This is a genomic window from Nitrobacter sp. Nb-311A (assembly GCF_000152905.1).
Classification (GTDB): domain Bacteria; phylum Pseudomonadota; class Alphaproteobacteria; order Rhizobiales; family Xanthobacteraceae; genus Nitrobacter.
The window spans coordinates 1-19,628 of sequence record NZ_AAMY01000030.1 but is presented as its reverse complement, the minus strand read 5'-3'; the positions used below and the strand labels follow the sequence as shown (position 1 = coordinate 19,628).

General features: G+C 53.7%; 18 protein-coding genes and 1 pseudogene. 9 read left to right on the top strand and 10 right to left on the bottom strand.

The window, feature by feature from the left end; translation table 11 throughout:
• Positions 1-227: 227 nt before the first annotated feature.
• The 3 genes from NB311A_RS07705 to NB311A_RS07695 all read right to left on the bottom strand — a co-directional run bounded on the left by NB311A_RS07705 (position 228) and on the right by NB311A_RS07695 (position 3,826).
• Positions 228-908 carry a PEP-CTERM domain protein gene (locus NB311A_RS07705; RefSeq protein ID WP_009797951.1) on the bottom strand — a complete coding sequence of 227 codons (681 nt, stop codon included), beginning with the start codon at positions 906-908 and terminating at the stop codon, positions 228-230.
• 415 nt (positions 909-1,323) lie between these two features.
• The gene (locus tag NB311A_RS07700; RefSeq protein ID WP_009797950.1) at positions 1,324-2,415 is read right to left on the bottom strand and encodes an IS5-like element ISNisp7 family transposase; all 1,092 of its coding nucleotides are present in this window, start codon (positions 2,413-2,415) and stop codon (positions 1,324-1,326) included.
• Between the two features lie 214 nt (positions 2,416-2,629).
• The gene (locus NB311A_RS07695) at positions 2,630-3,826 is read right to left on the bottom strand and encodes a glycosyltransferase family 2 protein (RefSeq protein WP_009797949.1); all 1,197 of its coding nucleotides are present in this window, start codon (positions 3,824-3,826) and stop codon (positions 2,630-2,632) included.
• Positions 3,827-3,991: 165 nt separating this feature from the next.
• On the opposite strand from NB311A_RS07695, the gene NB311A_RS07690 reads away from it, so the two are divergent.
• Positions 3,992-5,197: a glycosyltransferase gene (locus NB311A_RS07690; protein ID WP_040674390.1), complete on the top strand. Its 1,206-nt coding sequence runs from the start codon at positions 3,992-3,994 to the stop codon at positions 5,195-5,197.
• Between the two features lie 1,739 nt (positions 5,198-6,936).
• Here NB311A_RS07690 and NB311A_RS07680 read toward each other — a convergent pair.
• From NB311A_RS07680 to NB311A_RS07665, 4 genes are all read right to left on the bottom strand, one after another.
• Positions 6,937-7,626 carry a metallophosphoesterase gene (locus NB311A_RS07680; RefSeq protein WP_009797945.1) on the bottom strand — a complete coding sequence of 230 codons (690 nt, stop codon included), beginning with the start codon at positions 7,624-7,626 and terminating at the stop codon, positions 6,937-6,939.
• A 311-nt stretch (positions 7,627-7,937) separates the two neighbouring features.
• Complete coding sequence (xrtV, locus tag NB311A_RS07675) at positions 7,938-8,831, bottom strand: exosortase V (protein ID WP_083780408.1); 894 nt, start codon at positions 8,829-8,831, stop codon at positions 7,938-7,940.
• Positions 8,832-8,888: 57 nt separating this feature from the next.
• Positions 8,889-9,119, bottom strand: coding sequence for an XrtV sorting system accessory protein (locus NB311A_RS07670; RefSeq protein WP_009797943.1), 231 nt, complete (start codon positions 9,117-9,119; stop codon positions 8,889-8,891).
• A 21-nt stretch (positions 9,120-9,140) separates the two neighbouring features.
• The gene (locus tag NB311A_RS07665; RefSeq protein ID WP_116394735.1) at positions 9,141-10,025 is read right to left on the bottom strand and encodes a SurA N-terminal domain-containing protein; all 885 of its coding nucleotides are present in this window, start codon (positions 10,023-10,025) and stop codon (positions 9,141-9,143) included.
• A gap of 210 nt (positions 10,026-10,235) precedes the next feature.
• Between NB311A_RS07665 and NB311A_RS07660 the strand changes: the two genes are divergently transcribed.
• The gene (locus NB311A_RS07660; RefSeq protein ID WP_009797941.1) at positions 10,236-10,940 is read left to right on the top strand and encodes an exosortase C-terminal domain/associated protein EpsI; all 705 of its coding nucleotides are present in this window, start codon (positions 10,236-10,238) and stop codon (positions 10,938-10,940) included.
• Positions 10,941-11,023: 83 nt separating this feature from the next.
• Positions 11,024-11,680 carry a trypsin-like peptidase domain-containing protein gene (locus NB311A_RS07655; RefSeq protein WP_009797940.1) on the top strand — a complete coding sequence of 219 codons (657 nt, stop codon included), beginning with the start codon at positions 11,024-11,026 and terminating at the stop codon, positions 11,678-11,680.
• Positions 11,681-11,686: 6 nt separating this feature from the next.
• Here the strand turns inward: NB311A_RS07655 and NB311A_RS07650 are convergent, their stop codons facing one another.
• Both NB311A_RS07650 and NB311A_RS07645 read right to left on the bottom strand, forming a co-directional pair.
• Positions 11,687-12,499, bottom strand: a complete 813-nt coding sequence (locus NB311A_RS07650; protein WP_009797939.1) for a CpsD/CapB family tyrosine-protein kinase — start codon at positions 12,497-12,499, stop codon at positions 11,687-11,689.
• Positions 12,500-12,518: 19 nt separating this feature from the next.
• Positions 12,519-13,862, bottom strand: coding sequence for a sugar transporter (locus tag NB311A_RS07645; protein WP_116394734.1), 1,344 nt, complete (start codon positions 13,860-13,862; stop codon positions 12,519-12,521).
• 215 nt (positions 13,863-14,077) lie between these two features.
• On the opposite strand from NB311A_RS07645, the gene NB311A_RS07640 reads away from it, so the two are divergent.
• The 3 genes from NB311A_RS07640 (at position 14,078) to NB311A_RS21545 (ending at position 16,898) form a co-directional block, all read left to right on the top strand.
• Entirely contained in the window at positions 14,078-14,914 is an 837-nt protein-coding gene (locus NB311A_RS07640; RefSeq protein ID WP_009797937.1) for an ExeA family protein, read from the top strand.
• A gap of 129 nt (positions 14,915-15,043) precedes the next feature.
• On the top strand, positions 15,044-15,628 hold the full coding sequence (locus NB311A_RS07635) for a polysaccharide biosynthesis/export family protein (RefSeq protein WP_040674387.1): 585 nt from the start codon (positions 15,044-15,046) through the stop codon (positions 15,626-15,628).
• 10 nt (positions 15,629-15,638) lie between these two features.
• On the top strand, positions 15,639-16,898 hold the full coding sequence (locus NB311A_RS21545; protein WP_009797935.1) for a hypothetical protein: 1,260 nt from the start codon (positions 15,639-15,641) through the stop codon (positions 16,896-16,898).
• A 2-nt stretch (positions 16,899-16,900) separates the two neighbouring features.
• On the opposite strand, the pseudogene NB311A_RS20265 reads toward NB311A_RS21545, so the two are convergent.
• Positions 16,901-17,113, bottom strand: a pseudogene (locus NB311A_RS20265) (tetratricopeptide repeat protein); the annotation flags it as partial.
• Between the two features lie 104 nt (positions 17,114-17,217).
• Between NB311A_RS20265 and NB311A_RS07625 the strand changes: the two are divergent.
• From NB311A_RS07625 to NB311A_RS07615, 3 genes are all read left to right on the top strand, one after another.
• Positions 17,218-17,658 (top strand): transposase, encoded by a 441-nt coding sequence (locus tag NB311A_RS07625; RefSeq protein WP_009797898.1) that lies wholly within the window; start codon positions 17,218-17,220, stop codon positions 17,656-17,658.
• A complete protein-coding gene (gene tnpB, locus NB311A_RS07620; RefSeq protein WP_040674336.1) occupies positions 17,655-18,011 on the top strand; it encodes an IS66 family insertion sequence element accessory protein TnpB in 357 nt (118 codons plus the stop codon). The genes NB311A_RS07625 and tnpB overlap by 4 nt, the downstream gene beginning before the upstream one ends.
• Positions 18,012-18,081: 70 nt before the next feature.
• Positions 18,082-19,614, top strand: coding sequence for an IS66-like element ISNisp6 family transposase (locus NB311A_RS07615; protein WP_009797884.1), 1,533 nt, complete (start codon positions 18,082-18,084; stop codon positions 19,612-19,614).
• The last annotated feature ends 14 nt before the right edge of the window (positions 19,615-19,628 follow it).

The window sequence follows — 19,628 nt, the reverse complement described above, 5'->3', positions numbered from 1 at the left end:
ATACACGGGAAAGCGCCGACTACTGTTTTGCAACTCGCATTATTCCAATCGGTCACGAAAATTAAAATCACACGTTCGAGACCACTTTAACGACTTTAATGACGACTTTAACTTTCGCCGAATGACGCTCAAACCCTACCCAGCCACTTTGAGCCAAGTTAGCCGATATGGATAGTAAAAGGCCGCCCAAGGGCGGCCTTCGACATACTAATTCGAGTATCAAATCATTATACCAGTCGGAACGCAGGACCCGACACTCTGGAAGACCTTCGATAACCGATAAAACCCAGACCTAAAAAGCCGAGAATCATCATCGCCCAAGTCGACGCCTCAGGCACCGCAGCCACGGTCAGGTTGTCGAATTCGAAGGCCCTCTGATCGGAAAGAAACGTAAGCTTTGTTATTGCCGAGTCGGTAAAGATGTTGATGTATAGCGATCCGTTAGGGCCTTGATCCCCAATGGCGGGCGTCAATATTGAACTATAGGTAGCCGCGTTGACAACGTGGTTCCCCGTCGCATCCGTAACAATCAAAGTATTATAAGTGTCTACGGAACCCCAATACAAACCCACATAATTATAATTTCCGCTCAAGTTGAGTGCGCTGTTCGCGGGGATGACGCTCGTCCCTACGGAGGCATATTGAGTGCTATCGCCATAGGGTGCAGCATTTAAGCCAGGATCTGTCCCTGTGGCAAAAACCACGTTACTACCGGTAAAACCAGGATCAGAACTCATGTCGTAGGTAACTGCACCAGCCGCGCCCGCAAACACCGATGTCTGCCCAGCCGTGGCATCAGCGACACCCCCTGAGGTAACGTTCACGATTGCAGCGTCTGCCGCGGTGGCCATCAGAAGCCCTACTGAAGCGACGATCGCCAGTTTAAGCGATGCATTCACGTTTTTCATGGAGCCCTCCAGAGAAAATAATGCGAAAAATTTCCGTTATTTAAAACTTTCTATTTTTTAAACTAAAATGGAATTTTAAATGAGTCAAGTCGAAAAATTAAATTTGCGAAATTTGGGGGGGGCTCCTCTAGAACAAACCCATTGCCTAAAACGGATGAGTTATTGATTAAACATGACGTCGTAGACGCTTCTCCCACCCGATTTAGTTCTCATGAATTTATATTCGAGTGTCGATGCGCTGAGCGGCGCTCGTATTATCAATACAAAAGGGGCTAATATCTAGCGGTCGATGTCTCAGGTCTCTAGCAGGCTGTTGAAGAAGTGTCCCGTCTGGCTTTCGGGATGGCTTAATCGCCGTTGTGATGAGATTTGGATTGAGCTGTCGAGCAGTTTGGCGTGGCCGTGGGACGGGGGGTCATGCTGGCACCGCCATGAGCTTCGGCAGTCGCACCAGATTGTAAGCGGCGGCTGCGAAGGTGAAGGCCCATTCGACGCGGTCGCGGCCGCGGAAGCGGGTCTTGTCCTGGCGGGCGACCGTCTTGATCCAGCCGAAGGCTTCCTCAATGCGCTTGCGGATACGCTGGCTGACGGCATAGCCGCTGTGCCGCGTCGTGCGTCCGTCGATCGCCGAGCTTCGGCCTCTCGTGTTCTGCGCCACGTGCGGCGTCACCTTCATCGCGCGCAACTCATTGACGAAGTCCTCCGTGTCATAGGCCTTATCAGCGCCAAGTGTGATGGCCAGGGGCCGGTCGGCGCGAGGTTCGATCATGTGCAACGCCGCCACCCGCTCGGCATGTCCGTCGGCCAGCGTCAGGCAGGCGTCGACCAACAGGCCGTGGCGGTTCTCCATCAGCCCATGACCCATGAAGCATAGCTTCGCCTCCTTGCCCTTGCCCTTCTTGTAGAGCCTTGCGTCCGGATCGGTGGTCGAGGCATGCGTGTCGTTAGTCCGCTTCTGGCCGTGGAAGTCGGCTTCGGCATTGCGCCCGACGCCGCCGGCCGGCGGCTCGCCAGAGCCGTCCTTCGGTTTGACGCTCTTCATCGAAGCCCAGGCCTCGATCAGCGTGCCGTCGACCGAGAAGTGATCTGTCGACAGCAGCTTCTTCACCTTGGGCTGGGCCAGCACCGCACTCAGGAATTTGGCCGCGATGTCGCCCTCAAGCAGCCGCTCGCGATTCTTCGAGAACACCGAATGGTCCCAGGCTGGATCGTCGACGCCGATGCCCACGAACCAGCGGAACAGAAGGTCGTATTCCAGCCGCTCCATAAGCAACCGCTCCGAGCGGATCGAGTAGAACGCCTGCAAGAGCATCGCCCTGAGCAACTTCTCGGGTGGGATCGACGGCCGCCCGAGTGGCGAGTACAGCGCCGCGAACTCCCGCTCCAAAGCGACAAGCCCTTCGTTCACCGTGACCCGGATGGCGCGAAGCGGGTGGTCGCGTCGAACCCGCGCCTCCAGATCAACGTAGCTGAACAGCTCGCCAGTCAGATTGTCACCACCGCGCACTCATCATCTCCAAATCGCTTCGGAGCAATAAATCATGCTCACAGCTCGGCCGCGACTGGCTTTTTCAACAGCCTGCTAGACTCCGTTTGGCGATTCAAACCAGCCATCAATTCAAGGCTCGTCGATCGCTCATTTATAAGAAACCAACATCCAGCTACCCGGCATAGTTTCGACGGGCTTCATTCACTGCCGAGCTTCATCGAGACAACGCTCTTCAGCGGTCACCGCGGTCAGTTCTAACCCACCGGGAAACCGTGTGACCTAATAACATTTTCGCGTAAAGACGGATTCTTTGTAACAGAAGGGGACCGATGGAGAGCAACGCATGTCCCGGCAACATCCCGCGGCCAAACCTTATCCAAGCTAAGAAAATCGTAGCTGAAAACAGAAATAGGTTGGTTGTCGCGATTAATAGACCCACAACAGAGCCGCCGACCATGGTTATGGCGGAGTTCAACACGAAAAACGCGACGACTAAGAAAGCGAGAAGTGTAAGAGGGGGAATGAGAAGATCCAGCGTGAGGACCATTAGATCGAGATTGCGACTTGCAATCGATTGGAGCAATAATCGAGGAGAGCTTTTCAAAGTCATTCCAATATGACCCTGCGCCCAACGTTGCCGTTGGCTCTCCGTACCTTTTGTCGTTTTCGGAAACTCACTTGTCACTCTCACGAACGGGTAGAAATGTGGTGCCTTGCCGAGTGCCGCCAAATCCAGACCAAGTTTTAAATCTTCGACAAGGTGACCACTGGCCAAGGGCGCGTCGCGAATAGTCATCCAGGGGAAAATCATGCCAGTCCCCATTAACTGAACGGGGCAATTTAAATTGCTTAGTCCGAAAGGACGTATCCAGTTTCGAAGCAAAAAGGCGAATTCGGCAAAGCGGTGATCAATTGGGGAATTGTCGGGCGATCTCATTAGAAAGCACGCCTGCACCGGCCGTTGAAGTTTACCGCAAATGTCGGTTAGACGCTCGAGCGCATCCGACTGTATCCTGCAGTCGGCATCGAACACCACCACAAAGTCCGGCGGATCCTTCCTGAGATGGCTAATGCCCCAGCCCAGCGCATAACCCTTGCCAATTTTCTCAAGATCATTCCGCGCGATTACTTCAGCTCCGGCCGATTCCGCAACTGCGGCCGTATCATCTGTGCAGTTGTCCGCTACAACGATCAAGCGGTCATTCGAGCTTAACTGAGACTTGATATCGGAGATAGTTGGAATAATGCCGCCGCTCTCGTCGTGCGCAGGCACTATCACGGCCACTCGCGGTCTATTTGCGAACCTGAAACGATTGCCCGCTTCCACCTTAGCGCCTTTGAGCGACGCAACAACTTCGACAAGCAATACGAGAACGGGAATGCTAAGCAGTCCCGCCAACCCTGCTAATCCCAAAGAAATTAAGGTCATTATCTCATCGACCAATCGTATCAGAAATGGTGAAGCTGCGTCGCACTCATCGCGGATGCTGACGCAAGCCCAGAACGTTCACAACTTCGGATTTTCTACTGAGCTGCTCGCCTTGTGAAAACGGTGAATCGGTCCCAGGAAAAATGGCTTCTTAGAGATACCGTCATGCGCATTGCCTATCTGATTAATCGCTACCCGACCGTTAGCCACACCTTTATTCGCCGAGAGATTTTGGCCCTTGAGCGGCAGGGACACCAGGTCTTGCGAATATCGATTAGGGGATGGACCGAGACAATCCAAGCCCCCGAAGATATATTGGAGCAGACGCGCACCCGATATATCTTACAGGACGGAACACTCCCTCTCCTGTTCGCGCTTTTTCGGATTATGGTGACGCGACCTCTTCAACTGATCAGATGCCTTAAGACAAGCTTACGACTTAGTCAGAGATCTGATCGCGCTTGCATTCTTCATTTGATTTACTTGGTTGAAGCTTGTCAGGTTGTCCTGTGGTTGCAAGCTGAAAACATAGAGCACCTTCACGCGCATTTTGGCACTAACTCAGCGGAAGTCGCGATGCTCGCCCATGAGCTAGGGGGACCAAAATGGAGTTTCACCGCGCACGGTCCGGAGGAATTCGACAAAGCCGAGTCTATTGCCTTACCCGAAAAAATCAGACGCGCATCCTTCGTCGTCGGGGTGAGCTCCTTCGGAAGAAGCCAACTGTATCGCTATGTCATGCATCAAGAGTGGCAAAAAGTGAAAGTCATTCGCTGCGGGATTGAACCCGCATTTTACGAAGGTGCACCCGATCGTCCAGGTGCTGCACGGCGATTGATATGTGTGGGCCGACTTTGTGAACAAAAGGGACAACTTCTGCTAATCAGTGCAGCGCATCGGTTATCCGAGCGAGGGATTTTTTTTGAGCTCGTATTGGCCGGTGACGGCGAAATGCGAGGAGAGATTGAAGATCAAATCTCGCGCTACAAGCTTCAAGACAGGATACGCATCACCGGCTGGATCAGTAGCGAACAGGTTCGCAAAGAACTTCTTGCGGCGCGCGCGCTCGTACTGCCGAGCTTTGCCGAGGGGCTACCCGTTGTTATTATGGAAGCAATGGCTCTGAGACGGCCGGTGATCAGCACGCTCATTGCAGGCATCCCGGAACTGGTCGAGCCGGGTCGGCACGGTTGGTTGGTGCCAGCTGGAGACGTCGAATTACTTGCGGGTGCCATGCAGGATTGCCTCGATGCATCGCCGGAAAGGATCGGACAATTGGGTCGAGCATCGCAGTTGCGCGTGCTTGAAAGGCACGATGCAGACATAGAAGCATCAAAGCTAGCCAGTTTTTTCCGCTCTCAAGGTTGCTGAAAAGATCGAACTCGACGGCATGGCGACGTTAAATTCGCGTCTCAAGTTGACCCCGCTTTAGGGTCGGCCAGAATGGGTGCGACGGAATTTCATGGCAGCTCGAGGTATCAACCTCGAGGGCCAGACAGTCCGCCGTGATCGAAGGATCACTCTTCGCCGCGCGGGTTCGAGAGCATGTTCGGCGTTGTTTCTATGGCAGCGCCAATTGTCTCAGCGAACTCTGAAGGCGTAGAGAACTGACCCAACCCAAGAATATCATCGCCTAATGCGAATCCCTTTGAGCCATGCAGAAGCTTCGCGGGGAGGCGGACCGGGTTAAAGAAAAAAAGGCCGCCCGAAACGGCCTTGTGATGCATGAGGGAAAATTAAGGTTTGTGTAAGTGACACCTAACGATGCAATCGCACGACGAGGGTAATCGTCAAGTGAGCGCGCGATCCAGCCTCACGGCTAGCCGCGGCGACCACGACACAAAATCAATTGCGCTTGCGTGCTGTATACAGGACCGAACCTCTTTGCTAACCACGCCCGCTCGCCGACTGTCAGGACGCTGGCGATTTGGAAATCGGTTAAGTTTACATCGCGAAGACCAAAGAGGACAATCTTTAGTACCTCAAGCCGGACGCAGAACTTCCTAATAAATATTGTAGTCCCATTGCGATCGCATAAACCCAACCACCAGTCGCGAGGGTAATTGCAGCCAAGTAAACAGTCTTCGTGAAGTGATAGCGCATGGACTCATCACTGAGACAATCGTTGGGCAGCTAATTTGATCGTGGTTTCGGAGGCTAGAGCTTCTTCCGCTTCCACTTGCCGTTTCAGTCTTTGAACCTCTTGATATCTTTTGCGAAGCATTGTTTCGCCGTTAAGTTGCGATTTTGAATTCTGCAGGTGATCGGAACTTGGCATAACTTAAAGTCCATGTGAATAAGGTGAAGGAGCCGCTCAGCGGGATGCAAACTCATTTGGACCCCGTCCTGTTCCTAGATGAAGCCATAAATGCGTTGATTTACAACTAGATGTTGCGATTAAGCTTGATGCCACTACCGGACGTTAATTTTGGAACCGCGCCGTTCAGTCTTCCGACCGCGTGGATCGAATGCGCCCCGTCCTGCCCACCACTAATTCCCGGTGGGGATTGGGCATAATGGAGATCGCAATGAGGGCGTTCATACTTGCTATCGGCACGCTGATTATCTTCGACGGGATTTCATTAGCCGATAATGCTGCCTTTCCGTATCGCGCAAAGCGCGGCGCGATAATCCTCGCTCAATCGTCTTGTAAGTTGTGCGCTTATGATCGCACGAACTGCGTTATAAGATGCAATGGCTCGGGGACATGCATTCAGCATTGCGATTACGATTACCAGCATTGTATCGAACAAAGTTGTCAATATCGACGTTAGTCAGCAACTTACAACAGCGCGGCTGACTAGGAGGCGTTCGCTGCTTGCTTTTTCGCATCGCGCTGAAAGCACCTTTGCCATGCTCGCGTAAAATTTTAAGTCCAACTGGATCAGAGACAGTGCAATCCGGTTTTGAAACACGCTCCAGGCTACCAGTCCTTATGACGATCAATAGGTCGTGACCTCGTTCCTCGTTGACGGGTTACCGGGATCAATCAATCGATCAAGCATCATAGCGATTGTGGCTCGCCAGCAGGCGAAAAAACTTCAAATGAGTTCGCCCCCCAGCAAATCTATCCTTACTTTGCCATGTGGGCGAAGACTTGATCTTGGGGTTTACCCTCCTTCACGCGCTACGACCTCCAAGAACTCTGAAGCGCCTCCCGGACGGTCATCTTCAAAAACTCCGATCACCAACCGACCAGTCTTCCACGCCTGCCCATCCAAATTTGTTTTGCCTTTTGTAACAAGGGGCGCGCGAGCATTTGCGTCGTGACCGTGGACAACGTGACGCCTGCCGTGCCCCTGGGTAAATCCTGGCGGGTATCGCTTCCAAAGCAGCGTTTGCGCGTTTTGCCGGTCCAATGGAGTTTTCGGGTCGACAGCCGCATGAACGAAAACTCTGTGTTGATCGATGTAAATCAGAGAAAGTTTATCGATCCAGTCAAGATGCGTTTGCGGCACCAGCCGAACGTCGGGGGGTCTCAGCGCTTGATGCTCGCTATAAGAAGCTATCGTCTGATCGCCTCCATTTTTCTTCCACCAACCAAGCTCCGCCAAATTGTTGCAGGTCTCCCACATCATCGCTTCGTGGTTTCCCTTTAACGTCACCAATTGGAGTGTGTCCGACTGCCAGGTCATCAACCGCTCAATCACCTTGCGACTATCGGGCCCTCTATCAACGTAGTCCCCCAAAGTTACGATCGTTGATCGCTGACCAGCGGCATGAAGAGCAATCCTCTCGAGGGCCCCTTCCAGCAAATCAATCCGACCGTGAAGGTCTGGGACAGCATATGTCAGGCTCATTCAACCAACTCGGGTTCTATTTGGGTTCGCCAAAAGGTCTAGATAGCGCCGTCCGGGCGCCTTCATAGCCGATGCGACCTTTATGTCCTCGGTTGGCATCGAGGCCCCGATGGACGACGATCACGTGCTCAAAGAGCGTTCAGGCGCAACAAGAGCGCGGATCTGATTTATATCCGCTAAGCCAGCGCGTCGAGTGCGCAGAAATTAGGGGTTAACGTAATCAGCTTCGAGACGCTCTCGTCGCGTTTCCTCTCATGCTGCCAACCACGGTCCAAAACACACGAAGCCTATGTTAAGAGTGGCCTGCGAGTTCAGGTTTGCTTTCGTCTCCAGCGACCAATCAGCGACACACACACCCCCAAAAAAGAATCGACCGCAAATAGCAGAATGACCGCAACCAGGAATAGCCCGATGCCCGTTAAATCATGGATCATACCTTCGAGCAGGTTAGGCCCCCCGTAGTATGCAATCAAAACTAAAGTCAGGACGCGAATAAAGTTGGCTAATATCGTTATTGGAATAATGGAGGCCAGCAGTAACAAGCTTCGGATCTTTTCTTTCCAGCGGAATGCATAAGCATAAAAAACTCCGATTGCGGACAACGCAAAGATAGAATTCATTCCTGAACAGGCGTCTTTCACTAACAGTTGATACGAGCCGATCATGATCATCACGCCATTTTGCGCGATCGGAAAGCCCGCCGCATAAAGGATTCTCGTGACTGAGTCCGAAATGAAAACCTTTAGTGGCACCGTCACTGCGTCAATAATCCAATCGGGCACCGGTACGGCAAAGAGCAGAAAACCGATCGGAAATGCCAAAATACGTAATGCGGACCAACCTGCCGATAACAGCACGCATCCAATGATCACGGGAATGATCGAAAAGGCTTCGGCTGGCAAGACATCCTGAGTTCTGGCCAGGAACATTAAGGAGAGGCCAAGCAAAAGACATGTCCATCCTAGGGCTGGCGCCGGCGACAGGTGAACTGCTCTCAATTGTTCGCGTGATTGCCATACGAGCCACAACGAAGCGACAATGATCAGAGGCCCATGACCTTCCTGCTCCGTTTGCCAGGGCCCGGAAACCAAACCGTGGATCGTTGGGACATAGGAAAATACGCAGGATCCCGCCAAAAGCAATGGCCAGAACAGACCCTGCAATGGAGTTAGCTTTCCTGGCTTCACATTGTCGGAATATACCATTTCGTCCTGCGCCGACCTAAAGCACGCCTGATAGCATCTAGACGATCCGATCCGCAATCAAGGCTGGCTGTTACGAGCCACGAGCGCCGCATATCCTGCGCCCGCTAAAATCAAAATAACCGCTAGGACGTTTGTCCCAGCGTTTCCAACTTGGTTGGCAACTGCGAATACGATCCCCGAAAGGACGAAATGAAGCAAGGTTCGCGTCTGTCGATCGGTAAATTGAAAGAACGCTAATACCAGAGCAGCAAAACAGGTCACTGTAATGATATCAAAATATGTGGCCATGTCCGATCTCGTTCTTGGTCATCAATTCTTCTGGCCCTCGTCGGCTTTAGAATTCATGATGTTCGAATAGACGCCCTCGTATTTGGCCTCGAGACTCGCTGAGACCGAGGCCATGCCAGCTTCGGCTTTAACAAGATCGTTCTGCATCAATTGACGGGCCATGTTTACCGCGGCGTCGCCTTCGAGCGGGCGAGATTCAGTGCTTTTAATTTTAAGGAACAGACCGTTGGCGCCCGAGCGAACGAAAAATACATCGTCGGGCTTTTGTGCATCCATGCGTACTAGGAGTTCCTGAGGGATCTCACTGCTATTGAGCGTGCTGGTCGACAGACCGTGAGGAACACCTAACGCCGTCAGCTTCTGATCCACTTCATCGAGTGAGCTTGCAGCTTTGATGGATTCGATCATTGACTGAGTGTTAGCACTGAAAGGGAAAGAGATTTGGTCAACCGTCATCAACTTCCTGCCGGAAAATCGAAGTGGATTGTCCGCTATATATTTATCAATGTCGGCCCTGCTGATAGCAGAAAATTTCTTGGATACGCTGCGTGAAATAAATGCTGCCGCCAGTACCTGTTCGCGCGAGCGAAGAATCTCCAAAAGCACGTTGGGTTCGCGGTCGAGCTTGGCCGTAAGCGCCTGCTGGAGGAGATACTTTCGTGTTACCATCTCGGACAAAACTTTCTTGACCGTCTCATGGTCTTTCTGTTTGTCTGGCGGGATATTCAATAGGCGAAGCTCATTTGCGAATTCTTGCGTAGTAATAACCTGATCGCCAACGTGTGCGACAATCTGGCTGTTTGGCGCGGACGTCTGTTCACCCCCGTTCTTGCTGCATCCCGCCACAAGAAGGCCGCAAAGTCCCAACACTGCCGCTGTGCGAGTAATTGCATTTTGACACGTCATAAAAAGCTCCATTAGCAGCAAGACCCCGGCAAACAAATGTCACGAACGTGCTCGGTATTGACTTCCTTCGCTCCAGTCGAGCGACGGATCGATGATCGTATAAAAATCGGCGAATTAGCTTAATTTGGACAAGAACGACAAATTAGCAAACAAGTGATTGGCAAATTCTTTCGCAGGTCATAATTTGAAGTTCGCTCATTTGGTTGAAACATGAAATTTAATCCACTCCAGATTACTTTGGCATCTATTGTTATCATCGGCAGCGCTGTCTTGGCGCAGCTTTTGACCCCGCACGAGCTCATGGCGCGCTCCACAGCGTCGCTGGATTTCCAGAAGATCATTCCACAGAGTTTCGGAACTTGGACACTCGTGCCCAGCATCTCGCCCGTGACTCCCGCAGAACCCGAAGGGTATGTTCAGCCTGACAGATACTCAGCCAAGATATACAGTCAGGAAGTAGCACGAGGATACTCCGATGGTCACGGCAATACAGTTATGTTGTTGGTCGCCTATGGACCCGTTCAGAATTACCGTTTGAAAGCCCATCGCCCGGAAATTTGTTACACCGCCAATGGTTTTCAGGTACTCGCCAAGTTCAAAGCTCAGTTCTCCTATCGAAACGGGGCCAAACCGCTCGAGCTAACGCGCTTGACGACGCAGCGGGAAACAAGGCTTGAACCCGTCAGTTATTGGATGCGGGTCGGTAATGACATTGCTACGGGCCCAGTGGAAAGCCAAATCATTCGATTGAAGTATGGGTTGCAGGGCCTCATTCCAGATGGCGCTCTGATCCGGGTTTCAACCATAGGTCTTGCACCGGAAGAATCTTTTAAACTCCAGGATAAGTTTATTCGAGACTTACTCGCAGCAGTTCCCCAGGATAAGCTTAGATTTTTTATAGGGCTTCCGGGATAATAGCCAGTCAACTCAAGGTTGCAAGCCCCGATAGCGCGAGACGCAGCTCCTGCAACGCTACGCACCGGGCGAAATAGTGTGAGATGCGGACCATCTTTGGCGCCATTTTTCTCCTGTTTCTATCTTCGTCCGGATGGGGCGAGCATGCAAACGAATCACTGCGGGATTTCGCGGTCAACATTCACAGAACGCCGATACAGCCCTGGCCGGGGTACGGTATTTATTTGGGCAACGGCCTGTTCATCACGGCGGCCCACGTCGTTGGAAGAGGTTGGATGACGCGGCCAAAAGTTGTCATTGCTGGTCAAGAGTACGCCACCCGCATCGTCAAGGAAGGCAGCTTCGAAGGCACTGACCTGACGTTACTCGCTGTTGATCAGACCTTGCTCCCGCTACGAATAGGCCTGCGTCGAATGGCACTCTGCAAGACTCCTTCTGCTGCAGGCGAGCCCGTTGTCACCGTTGTTCCTGAAGCCGTCGTTAGCTCCTATGTCGTATCATCCGATCGCCTTCCCCCCGCCGCCCGCAAGTACAAGACTGTGATCGCCGACGTGGCGCGGACAGGAAATTCAGGCTCGGGTGTGTTCGATGCGAGGCAAAGATGCTTGCTCGGAATTATGAGCCGTAAGATTTCGACTTCCAGGCAGCGATCCGGCAAGGTGGAAACCCGCGATATCGCAAAATACTTCGTTCCCGCCTCAGAGATCGCCGCCTTCCTGGCGACTGACGGCGCACCCTGACTTAACTCAGTAATACCCGTAGTAGGACCCTGCAGTCTCCGTTGCTTTGTTGACAACGACTCGAACCACCGGGGTTCGGCGCAAATGCCTCTGACACTCTTTGATATCAGAAATCGATGTGTTTCCGACACTGGTAACGAGGAGCGCCGCATCCATTCGAGGCAGAATTGAGATTACATCGTCGCCTAACAACAACGGCGGCAAATCAAAAATGACAACCCGTGTTCTGAAATCACTTTTGATCGTCTTAAGAAGTGCCTCCATGGTCTGCGATGCCATCCATTCAGACGAGGCCGCGCAAAATTCAGATCCAGGAAGCACCAAGAAGCGGCTTTGATTGATTTCAACCTGGAGCATTGCGGCTGAGAGCGTCGCCGGGTTTTCCAAGACGCTCAGAACTCCTCCCCCCTTTTGCAGGCCCAGATATTTGGCCACCATCGGCTTACGGAGATCAAGATCTACCAGAAAAGCCGAGCGTCCGGGCAGTCGCGCAATACTCATTGCCAGGTTACAGGCTGTCACAGTTTTTCCGCAACCGGCCGTCGGTGACGTCACCGCTAGGAACCGCCAGTCGTTCTGATCTAACTCCTGTAATACCTGAGTTCGCAACATGTCATAGCAGCGCCCATCTTGATTAGAAATTCCATGCGCCACAATCCGGGTGCTCTCCAGATGGGCTTGGTCAAGCAGGACCTCTGTCACTTGATCGAAAGGATCTTGCCGCGTCATCCCGGCCAAATCGGCGAGCCCGCTGGCATCGTTCCTCAGCGTGCTTTCCGCAGCTCGTGCGCGTTCGACGGCCTGTCTAATCGAATCCATTCTGGCCTTCTTCAGTACGTTACCGAAATAAACCGACCCGAGCTTTGGCGATCAGGAGGTCAAGAGGCGGCAGGAAAAAATAGGCGGCTAATAGCAACCCACCTAGTAGAAATAGTGATCCCACAGCGAACAAGATCAGACGCTGGCGACCCTTGCGAACTTCGGCGGTGGTAACAATGTAGGGGATAGATACAATCAATTTGCTATCAACGATACCGTGAATATCACTGCTGCGCCGAATTGCTTTGTCAGCAAATTCCGCCAGAAACGCTAAACCTGCGCCGCCGGCAATGGCCAACATGATAGAGAGAGCAGCGACCTTAGGACGATTGGGCTTAATTGGCTCTTGAGGAACACTTGGCTGCTCGATCGTTTCCAGCTTTTCGGACTGCTGATCCTTCTCTAGATTTTCACCGACCCGAGCGGCAGCGAGTTTGGTTGTAGCCGTTTCAAGATTCTTCTGTAGTGCTTCTTTTTGCGTAGTCAGCGTATCCAAGCTTACGAATTCGGCATTTGTATCAGCGTTTGGAACGATAGCTTTTTCCATTGCGTCAATTTGTTTTTTTAACAACTGGATCATCGGATGCTTGTCCGAATAAAACGCGCTTTTTTGGAGAAGCTCCGCCTTGAGTTGACTAAGCGCTGTCGCAGGTTGATCCGAACCGTCTGATGCTGTTTGTTTTGCTTCATGGGAAAGCCGGGCCTTCGCAATTTTTGCATCGAGGACGGCGTTATCAGCTTGAAGCTTTTGGACCTCCCGCATGAGAAACTTAGTGGTATCGGTTGCTCTGCTGGTACGGTCCCGTAGATCTGCGTCCAAGATGCGGGTCATCAGTTCGTTTGCGACTTGCGACGCGACCGCCGCGTCTTCGTACTCAAATCCAACCGAAAATACGATCGTTGGGTTCTCGAAACGCGAACGTTGTTTAAAATCCAACTGAAGATCGACGGGAGCTATTTTGGTGTGCTTTTTGATCAGCGCGACTAATTCTGTTGGCGACAACAGGGGACGCTTATCGGGAAATAATTTGAACTTATCAGCAATCGCAATCAAATTGTCGCGCGTCATTGTTCGTTGCTGAATAACCTGGATTCTCTCCTGAGCCGCGCTGGTGACTGTGGCGCGAACCAGTTCTGAAGGAATTTGTTGCGACTGCACCAGAATCTTCCCCTCCGCCAAATAGGTCGGGGGCCACACCAACGCGACGCCAATTCCCCCCGTGGCTATAAGGAGGAATGGAACGATAAAATAAATCCAACGTCGCTTGAACACCTCCCAATAAAATTCTTTCCGAAGGAGGTAGCTGCGATCCTCCTCAGCCTCCTGTACAACGATTTCCTCAACCTCCACTTTTCCCAGCATCTGGAACTCTCGCATGACCTTTGCAATGTTTTATATCATCGCTATAGGAGCAGCTCAGGGTAAATTTATTGCGAGGATGTGCGTTCCGTCGGCCTTAATAAGCGCTTTCATCAGGAAAATTCATCGCCGGAGATGAGAACGGAACAACTTCGCGTCCCCTCCTGTCTCGTGATTGATAGAGTTACAGCTCATTTGTGCTCCGCGAAGGAATCTCGATGTATGAGGTGTTTTACCAGCTTCGGGAGAAGCCCTTTTCGATCTTGCCCGATCCCGATTTAATATATTGGGGTAAGGTCCATACGATGGCATTTACGATGCTTGAATTCGGCGTTTTGAATAACGCGGGCTTCACCGTCATTACTGGGGAAATCGGGTCCGGAAAAACTACTCTCGTGCGCCATCTGCTCAAGAAGCTAAGTTCCCAAATTAAAGTAGGGCTGATTTCGAATTCACCGCAAAGTCGTCAGGAGCTTCTGCAGTGGATTTTGATGTCGCTCAATCAACCGTTTGACGGAGAATATTCTCATCTTTTCAAGCGTTTAAATGATTTTCTGTACGAACAATTCGCTCAGGGACGTCGGACGATTTTGATCATTGATGAAGCACAAAATCTGGAACCTGAAGCGCTCGAACACCTCCGAATGATTTCCAATGTCAACGCCGACAAATCCCAGATCTTACAATTAATTTTAGTCGGTCAACCTCAGCTCCGCGACATGCTCCTCCTTCCGCAACTACGCCAATTTGCACAGCGGATTTCGTCTGATTTCCACCTCCAGCCTCTGGTTGACCAAGAGGTCGCCCGCTACATTGATTTCCGGTTGCAAGCCGTTGGTTCACACCGTCCGCTGTTTACCCCGGAGGCCTGCGCGGTCATAGCGTCGGCTAGCGGGGGAATTCCCCGGATGATTAACGTCCTATGCGACACCGCACTCGTGTACGGTTTCGCCAACGATCAAAAATTAATATCGGATCAGCTGGTTCGGGACGTCATTGCAGATAAGCAACAATATAGCATATTCCCAATCAACCAGGTGTCGCGCGCACCGTAAGCGTTTGTAAACTTTTGACCCAACGTTTATGAATCACGCGTTGGACGGAGTCGTCCAGATGTCCAAGCAATCCGTCGGTTGGAAATGATAAGTCCGACCCGCGAGGCGCTCTTGTTGACGAGGATGTGCATGCGGGTCCTTTTAGCGTTGTTTTTTCTGAGCTTTTTGGTCCTCGGGGCTAGCGCGCAAACTCTCAAAAGTGGCGACAGCTTGAGTATTTCGGTTCTCCAAGATCCAAAGCTTGACCGGACCGTCGTCATAGATCCTAGTGGCCAAATTGCTTTCCCCTTGGCAGGCCATATTCAAGCGCGCGGCCTCACTCCACAGGCAATTGAGAACATCCTCAAGTCCAAGCTGAAGGACAACTACAAGGACGACAGTCTCGATGTCACCGTCGCGGTATTAAGCGCACCAAAAGACATCCCAGAGGAGGATTTGAAGCCGAAAATATTCATCACCGGGGAGGTTCTCCGACCCGGCTCCTATGTGGTCCGGCAACCCACGACTCTTATGCAAGCGATTGCCTTAGCTGGCGGCATCGGGCCTTTTGCCGCCAAGAGCAAAATTCAGGTCAGACGGCGCGCTCCCAGTGGCAGCGAAACCATCTTTATGTTCGACTATCGCGCATATGAACATGGATATGACCTCGAAGGCAACGTCCGGCTGCGCACCGGCGACGTCATTATGGTTCCAGAAAGAGGCTTGTTCGATTAGAAATTGAGCCATGCATCAGAGGCTGACCGCGGTGAAGCGAGCTGCTTTAGCAGGCTCAATATGCTTTGGCGTTCTGCCAACTTCAGCATTCGCGTTTGATTGGTCAATCGTAACGACCGAGAGCCAGACGGTTGAGCTCAACAGCAACCAATTCCTCAGGCCTACACCTGCGCCAACGCTTGGCTCATATTCCACTCTAACTGCGAAAGCCGTAGCGAGAACTCCCACGTCCACCTTCGATCTCGATCTCGACGGAAGCTACAGGAAATATTGGGGACCCGGCGCCGTAGGGATCGCCTCCGAATTTTTAAATTATGGTCTCAATGCCCGTTACGAGGTCATCGAGAAGGGCAGATTTGATCGAGAATTTGTTGAAACGGCATGGCGTCAGCGGAGCACTGCGCTTGCGCTGCTGAATGACTTTGGCGTAGCGACAAACGCGCGCGGATTTCTTGAAACGCTCAGAGCGACCGGCGGATTCGACCGATCAATAAGTGCGCGAGACACCATTAGTCTGTTCGCAACTTCTGTGCGTACCTCGTATGAACCATCGAGTGCCAGCGGGACACCCTTCACTGATACATTGGCGAGAGGAAGTTGGCGCCACAGCGTGAATTCGATCGCTGCGGTCAACGTCTCGTCCGAAGCCGAACTGCTCGATTACGAAAATGCCTTCAATACGCATGCGCAAATCTACCGAAATCAAGCGGGCGTGGAGACGACGTTGTCTCCTGTCCTGTCCTTTCGAGCCAATGTCGGTATGGCTGTTATTGAAATTCAGGGAGTCAACGCAACGATCCCGTTGATAAGCGCTGGCGCCGGAGGCTCTGCCTCCTCTCTCGACTGGATTGGAGATGCAGTTCTCACTTACAGAGTTCTCAAAAATACGTCATTGTCCATCATCGCGAGCCAATCGATCTCGCCGAGCGTTGTCGGTTCGTTGTTCAAGCGTGATACGATCAACGCAACGCTCAGCCATTCCGTAAACGCGCGTTCAACTTTGTCATTTTCGGCAAGTGTCAACAGGCAAACTGCGACGACTACGACAGATTTCGCATCGGCATCGGCAACTTATAGCTACAACTTCCTTCGAGATTGGTCCGCACAACTCACGTATCGATACCAACACCGCTTCGCGAGCACGGGCGGTACTGCAATTATCGACCCGATCACGGGACTCCCAACCGTCGGTGGACTTGGACCTGCGGATTCAAACAGCATCATGCTGGTTGTTTCCAACAGCTTTACGATGCTACCGCGCGGATATTGAGTTTATTTGAGTGCGGAGCGAATGCTCTCTTTAAGCACGGTGTCTTCTGGTTCCAAACTCAGTGCGGTGTTGAGCTGTTCGTTGGCCTTGTCAGGCTGGCCTGCAGCCTTGTAGCTCATCCCGAGATGATAGTGGATAGCCGCGAGATTTGGCATTTTATCTGCGGCCGCTTCCAAGGTCGCTATAGCGGCTTGGTAATCCCCTTTTCGGTACTGCGCCCATCCGAGTGTGTCCTCAAACGTAAGCGCTGTGGTGGCCCCACCTTTTTCTGACGTTGCTGATCAGCGATGGTGAAGATCTCTGAAGGGGAGATCGGCTTGTGTCTACGCTTGACCATACGCTTAAGCCGCAGGATTTGCACCGGCTTGAGGTGATCACGGGCACTGGGCGTCGGCGCCGGTTCTCGGATGATGACAAGGCCCGCATCATCGAAGAGACACTTGTTCCGGGCGCTGTAGTTTCGGAGATTGCGCGCCGTCATGGGTTATCGCCGCAACAGTTGTTCGGCTGGCGCCGTCAAGCACGGCAGCCTGCATCGGCGAGCACCGAGACGTCAGGGCCGCTTTTTGTTCCGGCGCTCGTGGAAGCTACATTGCCGGAGCGCGCGGTTCGCCGCCGCGGTCGCAACCGTGCGCTCGATGAGGATCGTGTTGCTGGAATCATCGAGGTTGAGATTGGCAGCGTGACGGTGCGCGTCGGCCGCGGTGCCGACGCCAGGACGGTCACGGCGGTGATCCGCGCGCTAAAGGCCAGCGCGTGATCGGTCCGACCGGCGCAGTTCGGGTTATGATGGCGACCAAGCCGGTCGACTTCCGGAAGGGTGCCGAGGGTCTCGCGGCTCTGGTGCGAGACGGGATGAAGACCGATCCGTTCTCCGGTGCTGTCTACGTGTTCCGCGCCAAGCGGGCGGACCGTGTGAAGCTGATCTTCTGGGATGGCACTGGTGTCTGCCTGTTTGCCAAGCGGCTCGAAGATGGCGCATTCCGCTGGCCCAATGTACAGGACGGCGTCATGCATTTGACTGCGGCGCAGCTCTCGGCGTTATTGGAAGGTCTCGACTGGCGCCGTGTCCACGTCGCGCGCGAGACGACGGTGCCGACGCAGGCCAGTTGATCTGCGACACAGTGAATCATCTTCATCGGATCGCTCGCGACGCATTGAGGCTCGTGATTTAATTGCTTCCATGACGGCTCTGGCAGACGCGCTTCCCGATGATCCCGGTACGCTGAAGGCGATGCTGCTGGCGGAACGGGCACGCGCCGAACGGTTGGAACAAATCATCAGGGAGTTGCGCCGCCATCGCTTTGGCCGGCGCGCCGAGACGCTGCCGGAAGATCAACTTCTGCTCGGGCTCGAAGAGGTCGAGCAGGCTGCTGCGAGCAGCGAGGCGGCAGGTGAAGCGGTCGCTCCGGCCGAGCGAGCACGTCATGCCGTCAGGCACCGCATGAACCGCGGATCGCTTCCGGCACATCTGCCGCGCATCGAGATGGTGGCCGATATCGAGGACCACAGCTGTCCATGCTGTCGTAACGCGCTGCATCGGATTGGCGAAGACCGGAGCGAGAGACTCGACATGATCCCCGCGCAGCTGCGCGTGCTCGTCGTGCGCCGGCCGAAGTATGCCTGTCGGGCCTGCGAAGAGGTGGTGGTGCAGGCTCCGGCGCCGGCACGGCTGATCGAGGGCGGATTGCCGACCGAAGCGACAGTGGCGCAGGTCCTCGTCTCCAAATACGCCGATCACTTGCCGCTCTACCGCCAATCCCAGATCTACGCCCGGCAGGGCATCATACTCGACCGCTCGACATTGGCCGACTGGGTCGGCCGCGCCGCCTGGTTGCTGCGGCCGGTGCATGAGCGCCTGCTCGCTACTTTGAAGACCTCGACCAAGCTGTTCGCCGACGAGACCACGGCGCCGGTGCTCGATCCCGGCCGCGGGCGGACCAAGATCGGCCAGCTCTGGGCCTACGCACGCGATGATCGCCCTTGGGGCGGGGCCGATCCGCCGGGCGTAGCTTACCTCTATGCGCCCGACCGCAAGGCGGAGCGGCCGATCGCTCATCTCGCCGGCTTCACCGGCATCCTGCAGGTAGACGGCTATGCCGGCTATCGCGCCCTCGCCGAACGCGGCGACGTGCGGCTCGCGTTCTGCTGGGCCCACGTGCGCCGGCGCTTCTACGAGCTTGCCGTCGCCGGTCCGGCGCCGATCGCCAGCGAGGCGCTCAAACGCATTGTCGATCTCTATGCCGTCGAGACCCAATGCCGGGGCCGCTGCGCCGATGAGCGGCGCGCGCTTCGGCAGGAGAAGAGCCGCCCCATTCTGGAAGCCCTCGAACCCTGGCTGCGTGCCAAGCTCGACCTGATCAGCCAGAAGACCAAACTCGCCGAGGCGATCCGCTACGCGCTGTCGCGCTGGGAGGGGCTCACGCGATACCTCAATGACGGCCGCATCGAGATCGATAGCAACATCGTCGAACGCTCAATCCGACCGATTGCGCTCAACCGCAAAAACGCGTTGTTCGCCGGCTCCGACGGCGGCGGCGAGCACTGGGCCGTCATCGCCTCGCTGATCGAGACCTGCAAGCTTTGCAGCATCGAACCGCATAACTATCTGGCCGACGTCATCACCAGGATCGTCAACGGCCATCCCAACAGCCAGATCAACGACCTGCTGCCTTGGGCCTATACCGCTGCGCTGGATACCAGGGAAGTGGCCTGAAAACACCGCTTACG